The organism is Pseudomonas sp. 478 (assembly GCF_003254125.1).
Taxonomy (GTDB): Bacteria; Pseudomonadota; Gammaproteobacteria; order Pseudomonadales; family Pseudomonadaceae; genus Aquipseudomonas.
In genome coordinates this window covers 175,556-200,672 of the sequence record NZ_QKZG01000005.1, presented here as the reverse complement: position 1 = coordinate 200,672, position 25,117 = coordinate 175,556, and the positions used below count along the sequence as shown (strand labels likewise).

General features: G+C 59.1%; 26 protein-coding genes and 1 pseudogene. 13 read left to right on the top strand and 14 right to left on the bottom strand.

Going from position 1 to position 25,117, the window contains the following annotated elements; all coding sequences use genetic code 11:
- Nucleotides 1-41: 41 nt before the first annotated feature.
- A complete protein-coding gene (locus DFS28_RS12720; protein WP_111450066.1) occupies nt 42-359 on the bottom strand; it encodes a YqjD family protein in 318 nt (105 codons plus the stop codon).
- A gap of 165 nt (nt 360-524) precedes the next feature.
- Here DFS28_RS12720 and DFS28_RS12715 point away from each other — a divergent pair, with 165 nt between their 5' ends.
- Nucleotides 525-776, top strand: a complete 252-nt coding sequence (locus DFS28_RS12715) for a hypothetical protein (RefSeq protein ID WP_008155229.1) — start codon at nt 525-527, stop codon at nt 774-776.
- Here DFS28_RS12715 and DFS28_RS12710 read toward each other — a convergent pair.
- Nucleotides 751-1,686: a LysR family transcriptional regulator gene (locus tag DFS28_RS12710; RefSeq protein ID WP_111450065.1), complete on the bottom strand. Its 936-nt coding sequence runs from the start codon at nt 1,684-1,686 to the stop codon at nt 751-753. The two genes, DFS28_RS12715 and DFS28_RS12710, sit on opposite strands and share 26 nt — an antisense overlap.
- Nucleotides 1,687-1,771: 85 nt before the next feature.
- On the opposite strand from DFS28_RS12710, the gene DFS28_RS12705 reads away from it, so the two are divergent.
- Nucleotides 1,772-2,695 (top strand): carbon-nitrogen hydrolase family protein, encoded by a 924-nt coding sequence (locus DFS28_RS12705; protein ID WP_111450064.1) that lies wholly within the window; start codon nt 1,772-1,774, stop codon nt 2,693-2,695.
- A gap of 42 nt (nt 2,696-2,737) precedes the next feature.
- On the opposite strand, the gene DFS28_RS12700 is transcribed toward DFS28_RS12705, so the two are convergent.
- From DFS28_RS12700 to DFS28_RS12685, 4 genes are all read right to left on the bottom strand, one after another.
- Nucleotides 2,738-3,283 (bottom strand): GNAT family N-acetyltransferase, encoded by a 546-nt coding sequence (locus tag DFS28_RS12700; RefSeq protein WP_111450063.1) that lies wholly within the window; start codon nt 3,281-3,283, stop codon nt 2,738-2,740.
- Nucleotides 3,284-3,310: 27 nt separating this feature from the next.
- Nucleotides 3,311-3,784: an LEA type 2 family protein gene (locus DFS28_RS12695; protein ID WP_111450062.1), complete on the bottom strand. Its 474-nt coding sequence runs from the start codon at nt 3,782-3,784 to the stop codon at nt 3,311-3,313.
- Nucleotides 3,785-3,841: 57 nt separating this feature from the next.
- A complete protein-coding gene (locus tag DFS28_RS12690) occupies nt 3,842-5,314 on the bottom strand; it encodes a nucleobase:cation symporter-2 family protein (RefSeq protein WP_111450061.1) in 1,473 nt (490 codons plus the stop codon).
- A gap of 208 nt (nt 5,315-5,522) precedes the next feature.
- Nucleotides 5,523-6,416, bottom strand: a complete 894-nt coding sequence (locus DFS28_RS12685) for a LysR family transcriptional regulator (RefSeq protein WP_111450060.1) — start codon at nt 6,414-6,416, stop codon at nt 5,523-5,525.
- 102 nt (nt 6,417-6,518) lie between these two features.
- On the opposite strand from DFS28_RS12685, the gene DFS28_RS12680 reads away from it, so the two are divergent.
- Both DFS28_RS12680 and speB read left to right on the top strand, forming a co-directional pair.
- The gene (locus DFS28_RS12680; protein ID WP_111450059.1) at nt 6,519-7,610 is read left to right on the top strand and encodes a polyamine ABC transporter substrate-binding protein; all 1,092 of its coding nucleotides are present in this window, start codon (nt 6,519-6,521) and stop codon (nt 7,608-7,610) included.
- A 13-nt stretch (nt 7,611-7,623) separates the two neighbouring features.
- Nucleotides 7,624-8,583: an agmatinase gene (gene speB, locus DFS28_RS12675; protein ID WP_111450058.1), complete on the top strand. Its 960-nt coding sequence runs from the start codon at nt 7,624-7,626 to the stop codon at nt 8,581-8,583.
- Between the two features lie 115 nt (nt 8,584-8,698).
- On the opposite strand, the gene DFS28_RS12670 is transcribed toward speB, so the two are convergent.
- The gene (locus DFS28_RS12670; protein ID WP_111450057.1) at nt 8,699-9,751 is read right to left on the bottom strand and encodes an aldo/keto reductase; all 1,053 of its coding nucleotides are present in this window, start codon (nt 9,749-9,751) and stop codon (nt 8,699-8,701) included.
- A gap of 203 nt (nt 9,752-9,954) precedes the next feature.
- Between DFS28_RS12670 and DFS28_RS12665 the strand changes: the two genes are divergently transcribed.
- From DFS28_RS12665 to DFS28_RS12645, 5 genes are all read left to right on the top strand, one after another.
- The gene (locus DFS28_RS12665) at nt 9,955-10,671 is read left to right on the top strand and encodes a YafY family protein (RefSeq protein ID WP_111450056.1); all 717 of its coding nucleotides are present in this window, start codon (nt 9,955-9,957) and stop codon (nt 10,669-10,671) included.
- A gap of 52 nt (nt 10,672-10,723) precedes the next feature.
- Complete coding sequence (locus DFS28_RS12660; protein WP_111450055.1) at nt 10,724-11,065, top strand: nuclear transport factor 2 family protein; 342 nt, start codon at nt 10,724-10,726, stop codon at nt 11,063-11,065.
- A gap of 26 nt (nt 11,066-11,091) precedes the next feature.
- Nucleotides 11,092-12,210 carry a cell division protein ZapE gene (gene zapE, locus DFS28_RS12655; RefSeq protein WP_111450054.1) on the top strand — a complete coding sequence of 373 codons (1,119 nt, stop codon included), beginning with the start codon at nt 11,092-11,094 and terminating at the stop codon, nt 12,208-12,210.
- Between the two features lie 13 nt (nt 12,211-12,223).
- Nucleotides 12,224-12,805, top strand: coding sequence for a DinB family protein (locus DFS28_RS12650; protein WP_111450053.1), 582 nt, complete (start codon nt 12,224-12,226; stop codon nt 12,803-12,805).
- 113 nt (nt 12,806-12,918) lie between these two features.
- Nucleotides 12,919-13,410: a GNAT family N-acetyltransferase gene (locus DFS28_RS12645; RefSeq protein ID WP_111450052.1), complete on the top strand. Its 492-nt coding sequence runs from the start codon at nt 12,919-12,921 to the stop codon at nt 13,408-13,410.
- 48 nt (nt 13,411-13,458) lie between these two features.
- On the opposite strand, the gene DFS28_RS12640 is transcribed toward DFS28_RS12645, so the two are convergent.
- The 4 genes and pseudogenes from DFS28_RS12640 to DFS28_RS12625 form a co-directional block, all read right to left on the bottom strand.
- Entirely contained in the window at nt 13,459-13,662 is a 204-nt protein-coding gene (locus tag DFS28_RS12640; RefSeq protein WP_111450051.1) for a hypothetical protein, read from the bottom strand.
- 148 nt (nt 13,663-13,810) lie between these two features.
- Nucleotides 13,811-14,063, bottom strand: a pseudogene (locus DFS28_RS12635) (TonB-dependent siderophore receptor); the annotation flags it as partial.
- 164 nt (nt 14,064-14,227) lie between these two features.
- Nucleotides 14,228-15,973, bottom strand: a complete 1,746-nt coding sequence (locus tag DFS28_RS12630; protein ID WP_111450050.1) for a phosphoethanolamine transferase CptA — start codon at nt 15,971-15,973, stop codon at nt 14,228-14,230.
- A gap of 173 nt (nt 15,974-16,146) precedes the next feature.
- Nucleotides 16,147-16,329 carry a DUF6026 family protein gene (locus tag DFS28_RS12625; RefSeq protein WP_008149922.1) on the bottom strand — a complete coding sequence of 61 codons (183 nt, stop codon included), beginning with the start codon at nt 16,327-16,329 and terminating at the stop codon, nt 16,147-16,149.
- Between the two features lie 272 nt (nt 16,330-16,601).
- Between DFS28_RS12625 and gnd the strand changes: the two genes are divergently transcribed.
- Genes gnd through DFS28_RS12610 form a run of 3 tightly spaced genes read left to right on the top strand, consistent with a single transcriptional unit; the run spans nt 16,602 to nt 19,920 of the window.
- Nucleotides 16,602-17,582, top strand: a complete 981-nt coding sequence (gnd, locus tag DFS28_RS12620; protein ID WP_111450049.1) for a phosphogluconate dehydrogenase (NAD(+)-dependent, decarboxylating) — start codon at nt 16,602-16,604, stop codon at nt 17,580-17,582.
- The gene (gene zwf / locus DFS28_RS12615; protein WP_111450048.1) at nt 17,579-19,102 is read left to right on the top strand and encodes a glucose-6-phosphate dehydrogenase; all 1,524 of its coding nucleotides are present in this window, start codon (nt 17,579-17,581) and stop codon (nt 19,100-19,102) included. Before gnd ends, zwf begins: the two co-directional genes overlap by 4 nt.
- Nucleotides 19,099-19,920, top strand: a complete 822-nt coding sequence (locus DFS28_RS12610; protein ID WP_111450047.1) for an HAD family hydrolase — start codon at nt 19,099-19,101, stop codon at nt 19,918-19,920. The genes zwf and DFS28_RS12610 overlap by 4 nt, the downstream gene beginning before the upstream one ends.
- 117 nt (nt 19,921-20,037) lie before the next feature.
- On the opposite strand, the gene nhaB is transcribed toward DFS28_RS12610, so the two are convergent.
- The 3 genes from nhaB to DFS28_RS12595 all read right to left on the bottom strand — a co-directional run bounded on the left by nhaB (nt 20,038) and on the right by DFS28_RS12595 (nt 23,417).
- Nucleotides 20,038-21,540 (bottom strand): sodium/proton antiporter NhaB, encoded by a 1,503-nt coding sequence (nhaB, locus tag DFS28_RS12605; protein ID WP_111450046.1) that lies wholly within the window; start codon nt 21,538-21,540, stop codon nt 20,038-20,040.
- A 78-nt stretch (nt 21,541-21,618) separates the two neighbouring features.
- Complete coding sequence (locus DFS28_RS12600) at nt 21,619-22,908, bottom strand: hypothetical protein (protein WP_111450045.1); 1,290 nt, start codon at nt 22,906-22,908, stop codon at nt 21,619-21,621.
- 239 nt (nt 22,909-23,147) lie between these two features.
- Nucleotides 23,148-23,417 carry a hypothetical protein gene (locus DFS28_RS12595; protein ID WP_008149930.1) on the bottom strand — a complete coding sequence of 90 codons (270 nt, stop codon included), beginning with the start codon at nt 23,415-23,417 and terminating at the stop codon, nt 23,148-23,150.
- A gap of 341 nt (nt 23,418-23,758) precedes the next feature.
- Here DFS28_RS12595 and DFS28_RS12590 point away from each other — a divergent pair, with 341 nt between their 5' ends.
- Nucleotides 23,759-25,084, top strand: a complete 1,326-nt coding sequence (locus DFS28_RS12590) for a sigma-54 dependent transcriptional regulator (RefSeq protein WP_111450044.1) — start codon at nt 23,759-23,761, stop codon at nt 25,082-25,084.
- The last annotated feature ends 33 nt before the right edge of the window (nt 25,085-25,117 follow it).

Here is a 25,117-nt window from a genome sequence, read left to right as displayed (position 1 = left end):
GTGCTCGCCTTTTTGCTGGGTACTGATTAAAACGGGGTCGCTTAACGCCGACCCAACAACAACCCGACCACCAGGCCGAAACCGGCAGAGATCGCTACGGTTTGCCACGGGTGACCACCGATATAGGTTTCAGTGGCTTCGACCGCCGGTTTGGTCCGGTCACGAACGCGGGTGACGGAGTCCCGAGCCTGTTGAAGTTTCTGGGCGATCTGCCCACGAAGCGTGTCCGCTTCCTCACCCACGAGCGAGGCACTGTTTTTGAGCAGTTTTTCCGATTCTTCGATCAGAGACTGAAGTTCGCTGAAGGCCTGATCCTTGATTTGATCTTCGGCGATTTGTGCGCGGGTTTTGCGGGCCATTGAGGTACTCCTTGCAGATAAATGGACAGTGAACAGTGGAGTCTGTCGTCAGCGAAAAAGTTGCAGTGGATTTTCGCACTGCCCCCACCTTGACGAAAAATCCTGAGTCGGAGATTTCCTCCTACAGTGTAAGATGTCGCCTATTTTACGCAGCAGGTAACTCCCATGAGCTTCAATCTGGCCGACAAACCCCTTGCCGAGCGCGCTGCGCTGGAAGATGAGAAATCCCGTCTGTTCGATCTATGGCAAAGCAACCTGGGCAAGTCCAAGGGCGAAGCCGCGCGGTTGTTCGGTGAACGCGCCAAGCGCAAAGGCAAATGGGCCGAGTGGGTCCGTGCCGAACTTGACGGCATGTCGCCCCCGGAATTTGCGAACATGGTGCGCAGCGAAGTCAATCGCCTGATGGCTGCCAAGTAGCGTTCGCAAAACTCGCGACAATCGCTTCCCGTACTTTCAATACCACCGGATCGAGCTGCGTACTGGTGCGCCAGCCCAGTTCGATCGGGTATCGCGGCAACGCCAGAGGGCAGGGCAGCAGTGCCAGCCCGCTGAGCGCTGCAATGCTTTGGGCCGCATGGGCCGGAATGGTCGCCACGGCCTGACTGCCCTTGAGCAAGTGCGGCAACGCGGCAAAATGTGTGGTCGAAGCACATACCCGCCGAGTCAACCCCAGCGCCGCCAGCCCTTCATCGGTGATCCCGATAAAGCCGCCCGACGACACCAGAATGTGCTCGCGGGCGACGAACTCATCAAGGCTGAGGGTCTGCTGCCCCACGGCCAGGCTGAGCGGGTCCGCCAGGCACAGATAGCCGCCTTCTCCCAACACCTGACGGCTGAGCAAGCGCTCGGCAAACCCACCGGCGGTGATCGCCAGATCAATGCTGCGTTCCATCAACGCTTGCGCGACGATCTGACTGTGGGTCTGACGAAAGATTAGCCGTAGCTTCGGCGCGACGCGGGCGATCTCTTCGATCAGCCGGCGGCCATAAGCGATTTCGAAATCATCGGACATACCCACGGTCACCGAGCGCCCGTCGTAATGGTGGGCGGCCGGATCGACCATCGCCAGGCTCTGCCGGCATTTGTTGAGGGCATCGCTGACCACCGATTTCAACTGGTTGGCCTTGAGCGTGGGCGCGAGTCCGCGGCCGGTGCGCACGAACAACTGATCGCCATACACCTCGCGCAGCCTTCGCAGTGCCGCGCTGACCGCCGATTGCGTCACGCCCAGACGCAACGCGGCCCGGCTGGCGCTGGACTCCTCGTGGAGCGCTTCGAAGACTTTCAGCAGGTTGAGATCGACGGTAGCGATATTCATTTGGTTCATATCATTCAGCAGCGAGCGGGGCTTTATTCATGATCCTGTGGCGCCGGAGAATGAGCAACACCTCATTGCTTTCGGAGTTACTGCGATGCCCAAGTCAATCGTTGCTGCGCTGCAAATCGGCGCCTTGCCCGGTGGCAAGGCCGAGACCCTGGAACAGATCCTTTCTTGGGAAAACGCGATTATCGAATCCGGCGCGGCGCTGGTGGTCATGCCCGAAGCGTTGCTCGGCGGTTACCCCAAAGGCGAGGGCTTTGGCACTCAGCTGGGTTATCGCCTGCCGGAAGGGCGTGAAGCCTTTGCCCGGTACTTTGCCAATGCGATCGACGTGCCCGGCGCGGAAACCGAAGCGTTGGCCGGGTTATCGGTGCGCACCGGCGCCAATCTGGTGATCGGTGTCATCGAACGCGCCGGCAGCACCTTGTTCTGCACTGCGTTGTATTTCGATCCGCAGGCCGGGCTGGTCGCCAAGCACCGCAAACTGATGCCCACCGGCACCGAACGGTTGATCTGGGGCAAAGGCGATGGCTCGACGTTACCGGTGATCGACAGTCAGGTCGGGCGGATCGGTGCGGTGATTTGCTGGGAAAACATGATGCCGCTGCTGCGCACCGCGATGTACGCCAAAGGCGTGGAGGTCTGGTGCGCGCCAACCGTGGATGAGCGGGAAATGTGGCAGGTCAGCATGCGCCATATCGCCCATGAAGGACGCTGCTTTGTGGTCAGCGCCTGTCAGGTTCAGGATTCACCGCACGCCTTGGGCGTGGATATCGCCAACTGGCCGGCGGACCGCCCATTGATTGCCGGTGGCAGTGTGATCGTCGGGCCGATGGGCGACATTCTGGCGGGGCCGCTGCGTGACAGCACCGGTTTGCTCACCGCAGAAATCGACACCGATGACCTGATCCGCGCCCGTTACGACTACGACGTGGTCGGGCACTACGCGCGCCCGGACGTGTTTGAGTTAACCGTAGATGAGCGCGCCAAGCCGGGCGTGCGTTTCACCGCATAACCTCCTGTGGGATCGCCGCACCGCCGCTCCCACATTGGATCTTCAGTGCTGCTGTAGCCACTCTTCACGGGTGATTTCCCAGAGGTCTCTGGGGAATCGCCCGCTGACAAAGTCGCCCTCATCACTGTGGATCAAGCGCATGCCGGTGCGTTCCGAGAGTTTGCGCGAGCCGAGGTTGGGCGCTGCTTTCGGTACCCGCATCACGGATCGGCCGAGGGTTTCGAACCAGTACTCGGTGACCGCCGCACTGGCTTCGGTCATCAAGCCCTGACCTTGCCATTTTGGCCCAAGCCAGAAGCCGCGGTTGTTGTCCTGCTCATCCATCAGGCTGATATTGCCAATCAGTTGCTCCGGCGCCGACTTCAAGCGAATCGACCAGTGCCACTCTTTGCCGGCGGCAATCGCCGGCAACGCGATGTCACGCAGATAGGTCAGTGCGCCGTCGGCAGGGTACGGCCAAGGTACCAAGGCGTTGAGATAACGCACCACTTCCCAGTGTGGAAACTGTTGCTGGATGGCTTCGGCATCGGCCAACTCCAGCGGACGCAGGATTAAACGTTCGGTGTAGAGCGTGGGTGTGGCTTCCATGTTCTTTGTCGCTCCTTGAGTCGTGACTTACCAGGTGCCGGTCGTCGACGTTGGCAGGCTGAGTTTTCCAGTGTCCACGAAACGCAGGGTGCCGAACACGCCGCCCGCGAGTTTGCCGCGCAGGACGTAGGGCAGGTTGTCGAGGGTTTGGGTTTTACTCAGACCCAGGGTTTGGCGCAGCACCGAGAACGCCGAAACACTCACCGGAACAGTCAGTACGGTTTCGGAAAAACGTGCAATCGAGCCCGATTGATCGCTGACACCGGAGGCAAGTGGCTGGCCGTTGACTTCCAGGTCCAGGGCCACGCCGTTGTAATTGATGGCGGTTTCGTTGGGGTTTTGCACGCGTATTTTCACGGCAAAGCGTACTTCCATGTCCTGGCTTTGCAACGGCTCGATGCCGACGACATTGATGTTCAGTGGGTCGCGATTGGGCAGCAGGGCGCAGGCGCTCAGGGAGAGCAAAAACAGGAAAAGGACAACGGCGTGGACACTGCGCATGAACGTGCTCTCTTAAAGAAAAGGCCAAACCACCAGTGGCTCGGCCTCGAGCATTTTCTAGCGGTTCAAGGGTGCGACAGCGGCAGGCGAGACGGGTTCACCCTTGGCCGGGACATCCGGGTTTTCCATGACCCGCAGGATTGAGGCCTCCGGATCGAAATCGTCTTCTTCCAGCTCAATGAACTCTTCGGGCAGGAAGATATTCAGCACGATTGCGCACAACGCGCCGACGGTGATCGGCGATTCGAAGATGTTGTGCAGCGCCTTCGGCAACTCGCGCAGCACTTCCGGCACCGCCGCGACACCCAGGCCCATGCCGAGGGAAATCGACACGATCAGCATGTTGCGTCGATGCAGGCCGGCTTCGGCGAGGATCTTGATCCCGGCGACGGCGACGGTGCCGAACATCACCAGTTCAGCGCCACCGAGTACCGGTTTGGGCATCAGTTGCAGCACCGCGCCGATCATCGGGAACAACCCCAGCACCACCAACAAACCGGCAATGAAGAACGCCACGTAGCGGCTGGCCACGCCGGTGAGCTGAATCACGCCGTTGTTCTGGGCGAAGGTCACCATCGGCATGCTGTTGAACACGGCGGCCATGGCCGAGTTGAGGCCGTCGGCGAGCAGGCCGGACTTGATCCGGCGGATGTAGATCGGGCCTTTGACGGGCTGCCGGGAAATCATCGAGTTGGCGGTCAAGTCACCGGCGGCTTCCAGCGGTGACACCAGGAAAATCACCGCCACTGGCACAAACGCCACCCAATCGAAGTTAAAGCCGTACTTGAACGGCACCGGCACGCTCATCAGGGGGACTTCGGGCAGGCTGGCGAAATTGACGTCACCCATCAGCCAGGCCACGAGATAGCCGAGGGTCAGACCGATGACAATCGCACCGAGGCGCAGGAACGGCACATCGACCCGGTTCAACACCACAATCGTTCCGAGCACCAAGGCCGCCAGGGCCAGGTGACTGGCCGCGCCGAGGTCCGCCGCACTGAAGCCGCCGGCGATGTCGGTCATGGCGACTTTGATCAACGACAGGCCCATCAGCGTGATGATCGTGCCAGTCACCACCGGGGTGATCAGCATCCGTAATTTGCCGATGAACTGGCTCAACACCACTTCGATGAAGGCAGCGAAAAAGCACACACCGAAGATGGTCGACAGGATCTCATCGGTGCCGCCACCCCGGGCCTTGACCATGAAACCGGCACTGAGAATCACGCTGATGAATGAGAAGCTGGTGCCTTGCAGACACAGCAGGCCGGAGCCGATCGGGCCGAAACGTCGTGCCTGAACAAACGTGCCCAGCCCTGAGACGAACAGCGCCATGCTGATCAGGTACGGCACTTCGCTTTGCAGGCCGAGAGCGCCACCCATGATCAGGGTCGGGGTGATGATGCCGACGAAACTGGCGAGCACGTGTTGCAGGGCGGCGAAGACGGTGGCGGTCAGGTGCGGGCGATCGTCGAGGCCGTAGATCAGGTCGTTATTGCGCGGGGCAGGGGCTTTTTCAGAGGCGGTCATGGTGGTGTGCATGCCAGAAGGCGGGCCGGGTCAAAAATGGAGGCGCAGGATGCCAGAAAGACTATTTTGTGGCGAGCGATGAGCTACATACCCAGCACGATTCTGTGGGAGCGGGCTTGCTCGCGAAGGCGGCGTATCAGTCGATATCAATGTTGGATATGCCGGCCCCTTCGCGAGCAAGCCCGCTCCCACAGGATCCTCGCAGGATTCAAGTGAACGCCGCCAACAAATCCTCTTCAAAAGCTTTCTGTGCATCCCCCGGCACCTGGGCGCGATGTCGGGCCAGATGGAATGCCACGTCGAAACTCATATCGCCATGGCGCACGGCCCGCAGCAATCCTTTGTCTTCCCAGCTGCGGGCAAAGTGTTCGGGTAAATAACCGACATGCTTGCCGGAAAGAATGAAGGCGAGGGTGCCTTCGACTTGCTCCGAGCGCGCCGAACATCTCTTCCCCTGGAAGGGCTCGTCGCTGCGCAGGAAGCGGTAAGGGTGGTCGACCCGATCGCAAGCCTGTAGCGCTTGATCGTCAGGCGCATCATGGGTGAACAACGGATGGCCGGAGGCGCAATACAGGTGCTGGGTTTCGGTAAACAGTTCGCGGTAGTCAAAAGCGCTTTGCACTTGTGAGAAATAGCCGATCGCCAGGTCCAGTCGTTGTTGCAGCAGCAACCGTTCCATTTCGCCGGGCATGGCGCTGATCAATTCGATGCGGACCGATTCGTCCCGTTCACGAAAGCGCCGAATCGCATCGGCCACCCGTTGCAACACGGATTGATCGAGCGCTTCGGAGAGCCCCAAACGAACCTCGCCAATCAAGCGCCCGGCCACACCATTGGATTGATGACGGAAGGCTTCGATGGACTCGAACAGGCTGCGAGTCGCACTCAGCAGTTGTTCGCCCTTGGGCGTGATCTTGAACCCCCCCTTGCCGCGACTGCACAGACGATAGCCGAGTCGGGTTTCCAGTTTGGCCATTTGCTGGCTGATGCTCGACTGGCTCAAGCCCAACTCCCCCTGAGCCGCGCTGAAACCTCCGCACTCCACCACGTTGACGAACAGGCGCAGCAGTTGCAGATCGAGATCGTGGAGTTGGCTGAGCATCAAACATTACTCTTGGATAAAGTCAGGATAACTAACTTGGTATTTTTCCAATGTATCCGACGACGCATTCTGCATCCACTTCATCTGGTCAGGTGTTCCGTCATGGTTCCCACGTTCAAGCTGTGTTTACCCGCGCTGTTCCTCGCCATGGCTGTATCGGCCCAGGCCGAGGAAAAAGTCCTGAACCTCTACAGTTGGTCCGATTACGTAGCGCCTGAAACCTTGCAGCGGTTCGAGCAGGAAACCGGCATCCACGTGCGTTATGACACCTTCGATTCCTCGGAGGTGCTCGAAACCAAGTTGCTCACCGGGGGCAGCGGTTATGACGTGGTCGTGCCGTCGTCCAGTGTGCTGGCCCGTGGACTGGCCGCCGGTGCGTTGAAAGAGATTCCCCACGAAGGCCTCAAGGGTTACGCCAACCTCGATCCGGATTTGCTGGAAAAACTCGCCGCCGTCGACCCCGGCAACCGCTATGGCGTGCCCTACACCTGGGGCACCCTGGGCCTGGGGATGAATGTCGAAGCGGTGAAACAGCGCTTGCCGAATGTGCCGCTCAATAGCCTCGATTTGCTGTTCAAGCCTGAGTACGCCAGCAAACTGAAGGACTGCGGCATTGCCATTCTCGATTCGCCCCAGGAAGTAGTCGGACTGGCGCTGCATTACCTGGGTAAAAATCCCTACAGCACCGACAAGGCTGATCTGTCAGCTGCCGATGCGTTGTTGCATCAGCTGCAACCCAATGTGCTGTACGTCGCGACCGGTCGGCAGATCAGCGATCTGGCCAACGGCAGTGTATGCCTGGCGTTGACCTACAACGGTGACGCCAGCATGGCCGCCGATCAGGCACGCAAGGCCAACAAGCCGTTCGAAGTGGCGTACCGGATTCCGAAAGAGGGCACGCTAGTCTGGCAGGACAACCTGGCGATCCCCAAGGATGCGCCTCACCCCGAAGCGGCCCGCGCCTTTATCGAGTTCATGTTGCGCCCGGACTCCGTCGCGGCGCTGACCAACACACTGTTCTTTGCCACGGCCAACCAGGCTGCAACGCCGCTGGTGGATGAGTCGGTGCGCACCGACCCGGACATTTACCCACCCGCCGACGTTCGCGGTCTGCTGTACGCCGACCGCAGCATGAGCCTCAAGGACCTGCGCCAACGCACTCGCTTGTGGACCACTTTCCGTAGCCGCCAATAATAAGGAACCTTAGATGGACGTCCCGATGCAAAACGATCAGGCCATGACCCGCGACAGCCTCTACGGCACTGCCGCCGAAAGTACCTACGCCGGTATCACCAGTTTCATGCGTCGTCGCTACAGTCGCGACTTGCGCAGCGTCGACGTAGCGGTCAGCGGGGTCCCGTTCGACACCGCCACCAGCAACCGCCCCGGTGCGCGTTTCGGACCACGGGGCATTCGTGCCGCGTCCACCGGGATTGCCTGGGAACGCCATTGGCCGTGGGCCTTCGACCCGTTCGACCATCTGGCGGTCATCGACTACGGCGATTGCGACTTCGATTACGGCACACCGCAGTCGGTGCCGGAAAGCATCGAAGCTCATGCCGAACACATTCTCAACGCCGGTAGCGCGATGCTGACGTTTGGCGGGGATCACTTCATCACGTATCCGCTGCTCAAGGCTCATGCGCGTAAACATGGTCCGCTGTCGTTGATCCACTTCGACGCCCACAGCGACACCTGGCCGGACGAAGACGGCAAACGCGTCGATCACGGCACGATGTTCTGGCACGCGGCCAAGGAAGGGTTGGTGGATCCGTCGCGTTCGGTGCAGATCGGTTTGCGCACCACCAATGACGATCACCAGGGCTTTCAAGTGCTGGATGCGCGGCAAGTGCATCGACGGGGTGTTGATGCGATTGTCGAGGCCATTCAGGCGCGGGTTGGTGATCACCCGGTGTACCTGACGTTCGACATTGATTGCCTCGATCCGGCCTTCGCTCCAGGCACCGGAACGCCGGTGTGCGGAGGCCTGAGCACGGTGCAGGCGCTGGAGATCCTGGGTGGCTTGCGCGGGATCAATCTGGTGGGAATGGACGTCGTGGAAGTGGCGCCGGCCTACGACAGTGCGGACATTACCTCACTGGCGGCGGCGACGTTGGCGATGGAAATGCTGTGTTTGTATGCGGCTAAACACAAAGTCGACAGGTAACACACGGTCAAAATGTGGGAGCGGGCTTGCTCGCGAAGGGGCCGTGTCAGCCAATATTTATATCAACTGACACACCGCTTTCGCGAGCAAGCCCGCTCCCACATTTTGAACTGTGTCAGGCCACTGGAATGTTCGGCAGGTCCAGTGTTTCCGTCCCGGTAAATCGCGCCATCGACCCGGCAATGGATTCATGGGGCACGCCCATCGCCACACCACTGACCCCATCAAGCCGCGACAACTGTTCAGCACTCAATTGCACATTCAACGCCCCCAGCGTCGCATCCAATTGTTCACGGGTGCGCGAGCCGAGAATCGGAATCAGCGCCGTAGTCGAACGCTTGGCTTTTTCCCGCAGCCAGGCAATGGCCACGTGCGTCGGGCTGGCACCCAGTTCTGCGGCGACGGCCAGCAAAGTGTCGAGCAGGGCGGTTTCACGGGCGCTTTTCTCGGCATGAATCAGCACGCCGAGTTTGGCGGCGCGGTTGTCGCCATCGTTGGTGCGGTACTTGCCGGTGAGGAACCCGCCACCCAATGGCGACCATAATGTAGCGGCCAGGCCCAAGGCTTCGGCCATCGGCAGTTGTTCACGTTCGGCGGTGCGTTCGGCGAGGCTGTATTCCACCTGAATCGCCGCAATCGGTGAGAACCCGCGAACCTCGGCCAGCAAATCGGCCCGGGCGATACGCCACGCCGGGAAGTTCGACAGCCCGGCGTAATGAATCTTGCCGGCGCGCACCAGGTCGTCGAAACCGCGCAGGATTTCTTCCATGGGCGTCACGCCATCGCTCATGTGGGCCCAGAACAGGTCGATGTGGTCGGTGTTGAGTCGTTTCAGGCTTTCTTCCACGGCGCGAATCATGTTCTTGCGGTTGTTGCCAGTGTGGGAAATGCCCGCGGCCGGCGTGGTCCCCAGGGTGTATTTGGTGGCGATGACCAGGCGATCCCGTTCCGTTGCGATGAACTCGCCGAGCATGGCTTCCGACTGGCCCGCCTGATAGCCGTTGGCGGTGTCGATGAAATTGCCGCCGGCCTCCAGGTAGCCATCAAAGATGCGTTTGGCTTCGTCGCGCTCGGCGCCGTGACCCCAACCGGTGCCGAAATTGCCGGCGCCCAGCGCCAGTTCCGAGACCCGCAATCCGGTTTTACGGCCGAAGACTTTGTAATGCATGGGATGACTCCTGAAGGAAAAGACGTGGGGTCGAATATAAATGTCTGTCGACATGTATTTAATATGATGCGAGTAATATTTACCGTCAAGGCGCTTTTCCATTCACAAGAGAAAGGCCGACCACCGGCCTCATTGCTACTGCCACTTTCTGACAGGGTCCTCTGCTAAGCTCCGACAACTTTTACGGACAGAGCCTGCCGATCGTGTCGCGTACCACTCGTTTACTGACCCTGTTGCAAGTGCTGCGTGGCAAAAGTCGTCCGGTGACTGCGGCGACACTTGCCGGCGAATTGGAGATTTCCGAACGCACGCTGTACCGCGACATCGCCGAACTCACCGCCCTTGGCGCGCCAATCTATGGCGAAGCGGGGATCGGTTACGTGCTGCGCAGCGGTTTGTTTCTGCCGCCGTTGATGCTCAACGCCGATGAAACCGAAGCCATCGTGCTGGGGTTGCGTTATGTGGATCAGCGTGGGGATGAGGTCTTGAGCAAGGCTGCGGCGGATGCGCTGGCCAAGATTGCGGCGGTATTGGCGCCTGAAGCGCTGGACGCGTTACACAACCCGACGGTGTTGCCGGGACCGCCCGGCTATGGCTTTGCGCCCAACACCGTGCCACTGAATGTTTTTCGCCAGGCCATCCGCGATCAGGCCAAGCTGCACATTGATTACGCGGACGCCAACCAGGTGCCGAGTCAGCGGCTGATCTGGCCGCTGGCCCTGGGGTTTCTGAACGAGGTGCGGATCATCGTCGCCTGGTGTGAATTACGCAGCGCCTATCGCACCTTTCGCACCGACCGGATCTCGGCAGCGAACGAGCAGGGCGAGCGTTATCCGGGGCGGCGCAGCGACCTGTTGCGCACCTGGCGCACACAGATGCAACTGGACGAAGCAGGGCGCTTCACTCCTGACAAGAACTGACACAGGCTTGTTTTAGCATGGCTCCAGAATCAACAAACAAGGAGCCGTAACCATGTCCAATATCGCCTCTTCACTGGCACCCGCCATCGCCGCCTACATTGCAGCCGCCAATGCCCGCGACACCTCACGGGTGGCCAGTTTTTTCGCTGAGGATGCCAACGTGTTCGATGAAGGCCAGCACCAGGTCGGCACCCAGGCCATCGCGCAATGGATGCAAGACACCGCCCAGCGTTACCAGCCACGGGTTGAAGTGCTCGACGTGCAACTGCGCACCGGCAAGGTGCTGGTGCATAACCTGATCTCCGGAACGTTTCCCGGCAGCCCTCTGGAATTGCGCTACATGTTTCGCCTCAATGAACAGGGCAAGATCGCCCGGCTAGACATCTCTCTCTAGCCAGGGCGCATGGCATACTGCCGCGCATGAATGTCGACTCCCCCTTAAGCGCCTGGCAACAGGCCATCGAACAGAAGGGCTTCGTCCAGGACGAAGCCCAGGAACATGCCGTGTGGGCGCTGCAGAAATGCTATGAGGCGCTGCATGAAGGGCACACGCCGATCACTGGTGTGTACCTCTGGGGTCCGGTCGGGCGCGGCAAGACCTGGTTGATGGACCAGTTTTACCAAAGCCTGAAGGTCCCGGCCCGTCGCCAACATTTCCACCACTTTATGGGCTGGGTGCATCAGCGTTCGTTTCAACTGACCGGCACCGCCGACCCGTTGAAGGCGCTGGCTCGCGAACTGAGCGAGGAAGTGCGGGTCCTGTGCTTTGACGAATTGTTCGTCAACGACATTGGCGACGCGATCATTCTCGGGCGTTTGTTTCAGGTGATGTTCGAGCAGGGCGTGGTGGTGGTCTGCACCTCCAATCAGCCACCGGACCAGCTGTACGCCGATGGTTTCAACCGCGACCGGTTCGTGCCCGCCATCGAGGCCATCAAGAAACATATGCAGGTGATTGCGGTGGATGGCGGCGAAGATCATCGCCTGCACCCGGGCAAAGGTTTGCAACGTTACTGGGTGGTGGCACCGGGGCAACCCAGCGCTCTGGGTGAAGTGTTCAAGGCGCTGACCGTCGGCCAATCGGTGTCGAGTGCCCCGATCAAGGTGGGCTACCGCTCACTCAATGTCGTGCAGGCCAGTCCAACCGTACTCTGGACTCGTTACGCCGATCTCTGTGAACAGCCGTTTGCCGCCATGGATTTCATCGCCCTGTGCGACACCTTCAGCGCTATTCTGTTGAGTGACGTGCCCAACCTCAGCGCGCAAAAGCGCGAAGGGCGCATCGCCCGAGGCACTGAAGATGGCGTCGAGCGGGTGGTGGCGGGCGATCGTGAGCTGCCGCAATTGTCGGTGCATGACGACGGTGTACGGCGTTTCATCGCCCTGGTGGACGAGTGCTACGACCGCAAAGTGCCGCTGTGCCTCGAAGCGCAGGTGCCCATGGAATCGTTGTACACCGAGGGTTATCTGGAGTTTCCGTTCCGCCGCACCCTCAGCCGTTTACAGGAAATGCAGCTGCAACGTTTCGCCGAAGCTTGAAGGAGCCGCGAACATGAATCAGCCTCTGTCGCACCATTTGCTGACCATGGCCTATCAAAACGCCTGGGCCAATCATCGCCTCGCCAAGGCCTGGAGCCAGTTGAGCCCGACCGATCTGGCGGCACCGCGGGTCAGCTTCTTTCCCAGTCTGCGCGCGACCCTCAATCACATCCTGACCTGCGACTGGTTTTACGTGGATGCGCTGGAGCGGGACTTGCGCGGCGATGACCCGCATCCCGAGTGCTACGTGTTTTTCAACCTGGATGAACCGTTTACACAAGCGGTAGACCTCAAGCGCGAACAAGCGCTGGTGGACCGTCGACTGATCGCCTACTGCGAGCAAATGCGCGATGCAGACCTGGGGAAGATCGTGACCATCGCCCGGGACACGCCGCAACATGACAGCCGCTTGCGCCTGCTGTCTCATTTGTTCGAGCACCAGATTCATCATCGCGGGCAGGTTCACGCCATGCTCAGCGGCACCTCGGTCAAACCACCGCAACTGGACGAGTTTTTCTGTGCTGGCGAGTCAGGCCTGAGGGCCGAGGATTTTGCCGAGCTGGGGTGGACCGAGGCGCTGATCTGGGGCGCTTGAGCAAAAAATTACATCAGGACCCGGTTGTCGACATGACTGTGCTCGCGATATTGTCGGGCGGCCTTTCAGTGCGAGATGCACTGGGGCAACTTAATGTGTGAACGAGGGTGGAAATGGAATCCGCAGAAATTCTTGTGCTTCAGGCCAGTTACACCAATCCGGTGCATGCCGAGGCTATTGGGCTGGTGTTGAATGCTTACGCCGAAGACCCGATGGGTGGCGGCCACTCGTTGCCCGCCGACTTATTGAAGCAACTGCCGGCGGAACTGGCCAAGCGTCCCCACGCGTTCAGCGTTCTGGCGTTTGTCGGTGGCGAGCCGGCCGGGTTGGTCAATTGCTTTGAAGGTTTCTCGACTTTCGCCTGTCGGCCGTTGGTCAATGTGCACGATGTGGCGGTGGTGAAGAAGTTTCGCGGCTTGGGGTTGAGCCAGAAGATGCTGCAAAAGGTCGAGGACATCGCTCGCCAGCGCGGCTGCTGCAAAATCACGCTAGAGGTACTGGAAGGTAATGCAATCGCCCAGGCTTCCTATGGCAAGTTCGGTTTTGCTGCCGGCATGTTCGACCCGGCGCACGGTCGGATGCTGTTCTGGACCAAGGCGCTTTAAGGTCATACGAGCAATGAAAAAGGGCGTCCATCAGGACGCCCTTTGTCGTTACGGTTTGTAGTGTTCTGTCACTTGCGCGGTTTGATCACTCGGAACCCTGAGTTCAGCGGTGCTGGCGTGACTTTGATTCGCCGCTTGGCTGAGCCGCAGGCTCTCAAAGTAGTACCGCATGCGTTCAGCGCCACCTTCGGCGAATGCAGCGGTTGAACTGATCAGCATCAGGCCGGCGAGGATCATGGTTGTACGTTTCATGGTGTGCCCCACTACGAGTTGTCGGGTCCTTTCGTCCATGAAGCAATGTCGAAAAGACATTATCCGCCGATTCCGTCAAATGGGAATGACCTGCGCCTAGCGCTTCCAGTCCAGGCTCAGGGTCATCGTGCGCGGGTCACCCCAAAACACCGGCCGTCATGTTCCAGCCGGTCATGACCTCGCCCGAGACCTCGGCTTCGAAGCCCTGAACCTTGTTGCCTTTACCGCCTGACTTGAAGAACTCCTCACCGGTGACCGGGTCCGGTGGCACCGAATCATCAAGTTCGGCTAGGGCGTCCCCTGCTGGCATCGACGCTGCTCAGTTGCAGGTTGTTGTCGTATTTGTTGGTCTTGCTCGACACCTTCCAGCTGCCATAACGACTGCCGAGTACGGCGTGCAGGTAACCCACGGCCAACACGGTGAAAACTTCCGTTTGTTCAAAGACGAAGAGGGGAGGAGGGATTTAGCAATTAACGAGAATTATTGTTATTTGTAAATATTCCGGAGAACGCAATCGCGCCATTGGCGCAGTGAAAAAGGGGCCGGAACCGGCCCCTGAAAGGATTACTTCTGAACGACCGCCGGGGCGCCTGGCGCCGCTTTGGGTTTCATCAAGCTGAAGTCGATCAATGCCTTTTGTTCGCGCTCGTAAGGATTGCCGATCATCAATGGCCGTGGCTTGAAACTGTCGCTGACCACGCTCTTGCTGCGATCCAGTTCATCGAAGCTCAGACCCGCCAGATCAGCCCAGGTGTGGATCAGGTGCGAGCTGCTGTACGGACGCGCCAGATCACCGGTAAAGCTCCAGTCATGGTGTTCGCGCCATTTCGGCGAGGCCCAGGCCATGAACGGAATGGTGTACATCGGCGCCGTCGGTTTGCTTTCGTTGCGCCCAAGGGTGCTGTGGCCAGGCGAGTCGAAAACGTCTTCACCGTGGTCGGAGAGGTACAGCAGGAAGCCGTTCGGATCTGACTTGGCGTAGTCCTTGATCAGGCTCGAGACCACGAAGTCGTTGTACAGCACCGCGTTGTCATAGCTGTTGTACGTCGGCACCTGTTCATCGCGCACACCCTCCGGAACGCCTTTGCGGTCCTTGAACTTATCGAAAGACGACGGATAACGGTATTGATAGCTCATGTGCGTGCCAAGCAAATGCACGACGATCAGCTTGCGCGGTGCAGCGTCGGCCAAGGCCTTGTTGAACGGCTCGATCACGTCGCCATCGTACTGGGCGGCATTCTGGTTGCGGTTGTTGTTCAGATACACCTGCTCGTCGGCCTGCTCGGAGAAGGTCGTCAGCATGGTGTTGCGCTTGGTCATGGTCTGCTGGTTGGTGATCCAGAAGGTCTTGTAGCCTGCCTGTTTCATCATGCTGACCAGCGACGGCGTCGACAGATACAGGTCCGGGTTTTCTTCGTCGGCGAAGGTCAGGACCTGCTGCAACGCCTCGATGGTGTAAGGGCGCGGGGTGATGACGTTATCGAAGACCGCCAGTTGATCCTTGAGCTTGTCCAGCTCCGGGGTGGTTTCCCGAGGGTAGCCGTAGAGGCTCATGCGCTGACGGTTGGTGGACTCGCCGATCACCAGCACCAGGGTCGCCGGCTGATTGGTCGTCGAATCTTTGAGATTGTGTAGCGGTGGAATCTTGCTGGCGCTATTGAGCATGTCTTGCATGCCGGCCAGGGTTTCGAGGTAGCGGTGATAGGCCACGGCCATCTGCCAAGGCACTGCGGGCTCGATGCGGGATTCGAATTTATCGAAACCGCCGGCAAGGTTGCCGATACGCGCGGTTTGCTTGATCAGCGGGTAACCGACGACAGCGACCAGAATGGCTGTTGCGGCCATCAGAGCCCGACCGCGAGGCATGTACACCGGGCGCAAGCGAGTCCAGAGGAAGTACGCGAAAGCGGTGTGAGCGAGGAACGCCGCCACCATCCACCAGGCAAAGTACTGAGTCATGTACTCGCCCGCTTCAGAGACGTTCGACTCGAACATAATGAAGATGACGCTTTGGGAAAACTCCTGCTGATAGATGAAGAAGTAACCCAGGCTGGCCATTGAGCAGGCCCACAGCAACACACCGATCATTGCAGCCATGACGCGTGTTTGTTTGGGGAACAACAGCATCGGCGCAAGCCAGATGGCGCTCATCACAAAGGCCTGGCGGAACCCGGTGAAGCCGGAGGTGCCTGTCAGTTGGATCAGCAGTTGGGTAATGCCGGAAAAATACCAGAAGAACAGGAACAGCCAGAGAAATCCTGTCCAGTCGAAACCATTCGCAGACGTATTGCTGCGTTTAAACAAAGCCATTCAGCGCTCCAGCCAAAAATCACTTCCCCGTCGGGACACCAATATCACCGACAAACGAGGGCGGCGGAGTATCAGGAAAGAAATGTGAAAAATTCGTGAGTGCAGGGTTTGTCAAAAAGGGGGGATGGCAGGTCGGAAACAGCAGTGGGCTGCTTCCGAATCAAGCGAGGGGATCAGGCGTGAGGCACACGGTGGGTGACGGGCAAAGGCTGGGCCTGATTGCTTTGTGTCAACAAGCGCAATTGCGCGAGCTCCTGCTTCAACTGGTCACGCTCGTCTTTCAACTGGCGCAATTCATCACGACGAATCGTGACGTAAAGGGTTTGTGCTGGCCGTGCTGCTTGTACTGTGCCCATTGCTCACCTCGCAAATGGCTGCCTCAACTGTAAACCTGCCCCCGCCATCGGGTGCTGACTTACTATCGGCTGCGATTTTGATTTCTTTTGCCCCAGAAGGGAACTTTTTTATTTTTAATGGTCGTTGTGTCTTCGGCGCGATTACCGACGTTATCAATCTGGATCGGGCACAATGCCCGGAAACTATGTGCCAGCGCTCTGGACTAACCCTCATTAGTCGCGTTGGGCTATAACCTTTGACACACATTATTTGTAGTAGGGAGCATCAGAACATGCAACTCGGGATTATTGGACTGGGCCGCATGGGCGGAAATATTGCGCGGCGCCTGATGCTCAACGGGCATACCACCGTTGTTTACGACCGCAATACCGCCTTTGTCGACACCCTGGCCGCAGAAGGCGCCTCCGGCGTCATCGACCTGCCGGCGCTGGTCGCTGGCCTGGCCAAGCCACGTGCGGTGTGGGTCATGCTGCCAGCCGGCGCACCGACCGAAGACACCATCGACACCCTGAGCGCCTTGCTCGAAGCGGGCGATACCATCATCGACGGCGGCAACACCTTCTATAAAGACGACATCCGCCGGGCGAAAACCCTCTCGGAGAAAGGCCTGCACTACGTCGACGTCGGCACCTCCGGCGGCGTCTGGGGCCTGGAGCGTGGTTACTGCATGATGATCGGTGGCGAAGCCGAGGTGGTTAAACGCCTTGATCCGCTGTTCGACAGCCTTGCACCAGGGCTGGGCGACATCCCTCGCACCAAGGACCGCAAGTCCGAAGATGATCGCGCCGAGCGCGGTTACATCCACGCAGGCCCGGCCGGTTCGGGCCATTTCGTGAAAATGATCCACAACGGCATCGAATACGGAATGATGCAGGCCTTCGCCGAAGGCTTCGACATCCTCAAGACCAAGGCCAGCACCAACCTGCCGGAAGATCAGCGTTTCGACCTGAACGTAGGCGACATCGCCGAAGTCTGGCGTCGTGGCAGCGTCGTGTCGTCCTGGTTGCTCGACCTGACCGCCGACGCGCTGGCCAGCGATCCGAAACTCGACGGTTACTCCGGGTCGGTCGCTGACAGTGGTGAAGGTCGCTGGACCATCGAAGCCGCCATGGAGCAATCGGTGCCTGTGCCGGTGCTGTCGAACTCGCTGTTCTCCCGCTACCGTTCGCGCGGGCAAGGCACCTTTGGCGACAAGATTCTCTCGGCCCAGCGCTTCGGCTTCGGCGGCCACGTGGAGACTTCGAAAAAATGACCCGTTTGATCCGCAATAAATCCAAGGCAGAACCCGCACCACCGACCACGCTGTTTCTGTTCGGTGCCCATGGTGACCTGGTCAAGCGTCTGCTGATGCCGGCGCTGTACAACCTGAGTCGTGACGGTCTGCTTGGGGATGGACTGCGGATCATCGGCGTCGACCACAACGCCATCACCGATGAAGCCTTTGCGAAAAAACTCGAAGACTTCATTCGGGCCGAAGTGGCCGCCAAGGTCGGCAAGGTCGATCATGACCTTGACCCGGCCTTGTGGGCCAAGTTGGCCAAAGGCATCAGCTACGTCCAGGGCGACTTCCTGGACGACAGCACCTATCAAGCGCTGGCGGCGAAAATCGCCGCCAGCGGTACTGGCAACGCCGTCTTCTACCTGGCCACCGCGCCACGTTTCTTCAGCGAAGTGGTGCGTCGTCTCGGCGCCGCCGGCTTGCTGCAAGAGGCGCCGGAAGCGTTCAGAAGGGTAGTGATCGAAAAACCCTTCGGTTCCGATCTGCCAACGGCCGAAGCCTTGAACGCTTGTTTACTCAAGGTGATGACGGAAAACCAGATCTACCGGATCGATCACTATCTGGGCAAGGAAACCGTGCAGAACATTTTGATCAGCCGGTTTTCAAACAGCCTGTTCGAAGCGTTCTGGAACAACCACTACATCGACCACGTACAAATCACCGCCGCCGAAACCGTAGGCGTGGAAACCCGTGGCAGTTTTTATGAACACACCGGCGCCTTGCGGGACATGGTGCCCAATCACCTGTTCCAGTTGCTGGCGATGGTGGCAATGGAGCCGCCGGCCGCCTTTGGCGCCGATGCGGTGCGCGGCGAGAAAGCCAAGGTGGTCGGCGCGATTCGCCCCTGGTCGGTGGAGGAAGCGCTGGTCAATTCGGTACGCGGCCAATACGCGCCCGGCGAAATCGACGGCAAGCCAATGCAGGGTTATCGCCAGGAAAACAACGTGGCGCCCGACAGCAATACCGAAACCTACGTCGCGCTGAAAGTCATGATCGACAACTGGCGCTGGGTCGGCGTGCCGTTTTACCTGCGCACCGGCAAGCGCATGAGCGTGCGCGATACCGAGATTGTCATCTGCTTCAAACCGGCGCCGTATGCACAGTTCCGCGATACCGAGGTCGATGAACTGCAACCGACCTATCTGCGAATCCAGATTCAACCCAACGAAGGCATGTGGTTCGACCTGCTGGCCAAACGGCCCGGCCCGGCCTTGAAAATGGCCAATATCGAACTGGGCTTTGCCTACAAGGATTTCTTTGAAATGCAGCCGTCCACCGGCTATGAAACCCTGATCTACGATTGCCTGACCGGCGATCAGACGCTGTTCCAGCGCGCCGACAACATCGAGAATGGCTGGCGCGCCGTACAGCCATTCCTCGACGCCTGGCAGCAGGACACGAGCGTGCAGAGCTATGCCGCTGGCGAAGACGGCCCACAGGCTGCAGAAGATCTGCTGACTCGCGATGGTCGCGTCTGGCACGGCCTCGGATGAGTGATACAACGTCGCAACCCATCCGTTTTCTGCTCAGTGACATGGACGGCACCTTGTTGCTGCCTGATCACAGTCTCAGCCAACGCACTATCGAAGCGGTCCGTTCCTTGCGCGAGGCGGGCGTGTTGTTCAGCCTGGCCACCGGCCGTCCACCCAAAGCCATGTTGCAGCAAATTGAAGCCCTGGGCGTCGACTTGCCAACGGCAGCCTTCAATGGCGGCACCATCGTCAATCCGGACGGCAGTTTGCTGGTCGCACATTACCTGCCGGCCACGGCTGCGCTGACGGCATTGGCGCTGTTTGCCGACCGGCCGGACATAGAAATCTGGGTGTTCAGTGGTGGCGACTGGTTGCTGAAAGATCCGAACGGCCCAATGGTGCCTCGTGAACAGCACGGTCTGGGTTATCCGCCAGTGGTGGTCGAGAGTTTTGAGCCGTACCTGGAGCGCATCGACAAGATCGTCGCCACCAGCAACAACACGCAATTGTTGATTGAGCTGGAAGCGCTCCTGCTGCCTAAAGTGGAAGGCCAGGCACAGGTCTCCCGTTCACAGCCGATTTATCTGGACGTGACCGCGATGCAAGCCAACAAGGGGGCGGCGCTGGCGACACTGGCTGAATTTCTCGGTGTACCGCTGGAGCAGACCGCGGCGCTGGGCGATGGCGGCAACGACCCGGCGATGTTTCACCGCGCAGGCTTGTCGATCGCGATGGGGCAGTCGGAAGAGGCGGTGAAGCGCCAGGCGGACGTGGTGACGGGCGCCAACACCGAGGACGGTGCGGCCCAGGCAATCGAGCGCTACATCCTCCCTCGATAACTCATGCAAAACCCTGTGGGAGCGGGCTTGCTCGCGAAGGCGGTGTGTCAGACAACGTAGATGTTGAATGTCAGACCGCCTTCGCGAGCAAGCCCGCTCCCACATTTTGTTCCGGGTTTACAGCCAGAAACTCACTGCATACCAGCCAAGAACACCCATCACCACGGTGTACGGCAACGCCATCCACACCATCCGCCCGTACGACAGGCGAATCAGCGGTGCAATCGCCGAGGTCAGCAGAAACAGAAACGCAGCCTGACCATTGGGCGTCGCCACGCTCGGCAGGTTGGTGCCGGTGTTGATCGCAATCGCCAGTGTCTCGAAATGCTCACGGCTCATGTGGCCAGAGATGAAGGCCTGTTTGACTTCGGTGATGTAAATGGTCGCGACGAACACGTTATCGCTGATGGCCGACAACAAGCCGTTGGCAATAAACAGCATGCCCGGTTGTTGATCCGCTGGCAGCGCCAGCACCCACTGAATCAGTGGCGTGAACAGTTGCTGATCGTGAATCACCGCCACCACTGCGAAAAACACCACCAGCAGCGCTGTGAATGGCATGGCGTCCTTGAACGCGTTGCCGATACGGTGTTCGTCGGTGATGCCAGTGAAGGCGGTGATCAGCACGATCACCATCAAGCCGATCAGGCCGACCTCAGCAATATGGAACGCCAACCCCGCAATCAGAATCAGCGCTGCCAAACCCTGCACGATGAGCGCTGCACGTTGACGCGAGGTGCGTTCGGCATTGTCTTCGGCGGCGTAATTGGCCAGAACCACACGCACGTTGTCCGGCAACAGCGTGCCGTAACCGAACCAACGAAGTTTCTCCAGCAGGATGCAGGTCACCAGGCCTGCCACCAGGACCGGCAATGACACCGGGGCGACTTTCAGAAAGAACTCAGAGAAGTGCCAGCCCATCTCGTGGCCGATCAGCAGGTTCTGCGGCTCACCGACCAATGTGCAAACTCCGCCCAGCGCGGTACCCACGGCACCGTGCATCAGCAGACTGCGCAGAAAGGCGCGGAATTGTTCGAGGTCGGCGTGATGGAGTGTGGGCAGGTGCTGGTCATCGCCAAACTCGCTGTCTTGACGCGGATCATTGCCGGAGGCGACGCGGTGATACACCGAGTAAAAGCCGACGGCTGCACTGATGATCACGGCGGTCACGGTCAAGGCATCGAGAAACGCCGACAGAAACGCCGACAGGAAGCAGAACAGCAACGCCAGCAGCGCCTTGGAGCGAATCCCGAGCAGCAGCCGTGAGAACAGAAACAGCAGCAGGTCTTTCATGAAGTAGATGCCCGCCACCATGAACATCAGCAGCAGGATCACCGGGAAGTTGTGCACCAGCTCGTCGTAAAGTGCCTGGGGCGTGGTCATCTTCAGCAACAGTGCTTCGATTAGTAGCAGGCCACCGGGCATCAACGGATAACACTTGAGCGCCATGGCCAGGGTGAAGATGAACTCCAGCACCAGCAGCCAGCCGGCCACCACCGGGCCTACAGTCCACAGCGCCACTGCATTGAGAATCAGGAAGCCGACAATGCTTGCCTTGTACCAGCGGGGTGAATGCCCGAGAAAATTGTGCGCGAACGCCTGAGCCATTGAACCGGGCATCGGCTACTCCTTGTATTAAGAAGCGCGCAACTTGCCGTAAGCAGAAGGGAAGATCAAGTGTAGGAAAACTATGCGGGCCTACCCGAGATAGCGTGCGATGACCGCTCGATAGTTGCCGTCCAGTGAATAACCTCCGACGACGATGTTTCCATCGGCCTGCATGGCCACTGAAGTCGCGGTATCCAGGCTGCGGCCAAGGCGGGTGCGAACCCAGCCGATGCCATTGCCGAAGTTGCGATCGAGTTTCCCGTTGGGCAGATGCCGCGCCAGAATAAAATCCGCTTCGACGCCGCCGATCGTGGCTCCGACTGTGACCACGCTGCCGTCCGGCAGTGCTTTTGCGTCGGTCCACTGGCAGCCACTGTGACCGATTTCCAGCAATCGGGCCTGGCCTCCATTGCAATGAATGTCCGGGCGGCCGTTGCTGTGTACTTTCAGTGCCAGGCAATGCATCGGGTCGCGGCTGCTGCCAAAACACTGCACATCGCCATTTTCGTGTTGGACGATCTGGCTGACCTGAGCGCTATACCCCCGTGCCTTGAAGGTCATGAAACCGTCCACGGCGAAACAATCGTCGAGCCTGCCGTCGATGTGATAGCGGGCCAGCAGGCCTTCTTCAGGGAAGTTGATCGACCCGCCCACCAGGATCCGGCCGTCTCGTTGCACCATCAGGCTGCTGAGCCAGGTGTTCATCAACAAGTGCCTGACAATCACGAAGCCACGACCGTTGAAGGTGTTGTCCAAAGAGCCGTCGGTGTTGAGCCGAATCAGCATGCCGACATGATCGGACAGCTCGAAGTGATGATTGGCCTGCAGCAGGATTCGACCATCCTCCTGCACGCAGACATCACAGGCTTCAGCGCCCGGTACGCCGGGGGGGAGCCAGGTGTCACGCACGCCTTGGGAAAGATCGCCCGGCAGGCGCACGACGCAACGGCCATTGTCGCCAAAACATTGAGCCGGCCGACCCTGCTGATCAAACAGGGCGAGGGCGGGCAGTGTCCGGTGAGCATTTTCGTAGTGCAGGCCGGCCACCAGAATGTGCCCATCGGGCAGTACGTGGACTTTGCCGGCCATGGCCTCGAAGCCGTGTTGAAATTGCCCGATGACGCTGCCTTGATTGCCGAACGCCAGATCCGCCGAGCCGTCCTCGAGCAAGCGAGCCAGGCCGAAGCGACTGCCGCCTGGCGTTCCGACCTTGGCCGCGACTAACAGCCTGCCACGTGAATCAATCGCGACCCCGTTGGCCATGCTTGAGAGGCTGCCAGCGAAATACACCTGGGTTTTGCCGGACGAGGCAAAGGTTGTATCAAGTTTCCCTGCGTCACTCAGGGTTGCCGGTAATGCAAACGCGGTCTGGATTGACATGCACGCAGCTCCTTGCGAGTCGTCCTGAACCGGGAGTTTGGGTGGCGACTGTATAAGGAAACATTCAATCCCTGAACGGCTGAATGCACAACTGTCATAACTAACAGGCGGAGGGTCGCTGTGTGCCAGAACAGTGTCTTTTCGATCCACTGACAAGCCTGCCAAGTAGTTAGGCGTGTGCAGTTTCGAATAATTATCGGGGGAGGGCGCGGGTTACCGTTGGGTAACCCGCAAAACGCTTAGTGTGGCATCGACCACGATTGGAGTTTGTAACCCTCCTCGCTCAATTCCGCACGTGCCGCTTCAAGCAGGCATTCAAGTTGCGCAGGATCGGTATAGGCACTGCTTGGGATCTGCTTGCGGCCGATGCTGCGGGTGTTGGTGCGATCGATAACGGTCAGGCTGAGTTCGCCATTGCCGTCTTGTGGGGCCCAGGCCACGCATTGGAATGGTTGGAATGCGCGGTCGGCAATCAAAAGAGCTTCGTTGATGCGGAGCGGGGCGTTCATGGGTTTTTCTCTCTGTATGCCCAATCAAGTGATGTGCCGTCGGTTGGGCGTACCGATCGGCTGGTTACTTGTACTGATGCCCGCAACCGGGGGGCGGGTCACATACAATTAAAAGAAATATCAACTTTCTTTCATTGGCTCAAGGTTCGGACAGGCTTTGAAAGCTGAATGAAAGGAAGGGCTCATTAGGTAACTGACTAAACGCTTCTTATAACTAATAACGCAACCGCTCTATAGTCAAACGGTACAAGGTCGCGTCAAATTATTGCTAAGGTTACAGCCAGGTCTGCCAAACGACTGTTTTTAATAATGTTTAATAAATTTGGCGCCAAGGAACAGTCATGATCGAAGTGCCTGCCTTACGACGTCTGTTAGTAGTGGACCCTTGCGACGACTGTTATCGTCTGCTGCCGGGTTTGCGCGCTGTGGGTTGGGACGTTGAGAGCTGCACCCTGGAAAACGTTGCCAACAAAACCTGCGATGTCGGCCTTTTGCGTTTGCAGCCTTTTCAACTCGAACACCCGGAAGCCGTCAAAGAGCTGATCAGCCGTAGCGGTACCGAGTGGATCGCCGTACTCAACCAGGAAGTCCTGCGATTGCAAAATGTCGGGGACTTTGTCTGCGAATGGTTCTTCGATTTCCATACCTTGCCATTCGATGTGTCCCGGGTTCAGGTGACGCTGGGCCGAGCGTTCGGAATGGCCCGCCTGCGTGGGCAGGGCACGGTTCACATTGATCAGCCTGAACACGAGCTGCTTGGCGACAGCAAACCCATTCGCGAACTGCGCAAGTTGCTGAGCAAGCTGGCGCCCACCGAGTCTCCGGTATTGATCCGTGGTGAAAGCGGTACCGGTAAAGAACTGGTCGCCCGCACGCTCCATCGACAATCCCAACGTCACAGCAAACCCTTTGTCGCGATCAATTGCGGCGCAATTCCCGAACACTTGATCCAGTCCGAACTGTTTGGCCACGAGAAGGGTGCTTTTACGGGCGCCCATCAACGCAAGATCGGGCGGATCGAAGCGGCTAACGGCGGCACGCTGTTTCTCGACGAAATCGGTGATCTGCCCCTGGAGCTGCAGGCCAACCTGTTGCGTTTCCTCCAGGAAAAGCACATCGAGCGAGTGGGCGGCAGCCAGCCGATTCCCGTGGATGTGCGGGTGTTGGCCGCGACCCATGTCGACCTTGAGGCCGCGATCGAGAAGAAACGCTTTCGTGAAGATCTTTATTACCGCCTGAACGTGTTGCAGGTCGCGACCGCGCCCCTGCGTGAGCGCAATGGTGATCTGTCGATGCTGGCCAGCCACTTTTCCCATTTCTACAGCCATGAAACCGGCCGACGTCCGCGCAGCTTCAGTGAAGACGCCTTGATTGCCATGGGTAAGCATGACTGGCCGGGCAATGTGCGCGAGCTGGCCAACCGGGTACGTCGCGGGCTGGTACTGGCCGAAGGGCGGCAGATCGAAGCGCGAGACCTGGGGCTGATCAGACCGCAGGCCATTGCCGCGCCGATAGGCACACTGGAAGACTACAAGCACCGGGCAGAGCGCCAGGCCTTGTACGATGTACTTAACCGCCACAGCGATAATTTGAGCATCGCCGCCAAGGTGCTGGGGATATCCAGACCTACCTTCTACCGTTTGTTGCACAAGCATCAGATACGTTGAGCGATTGCAGGATCAAAAAAACCCGCCGAAAAA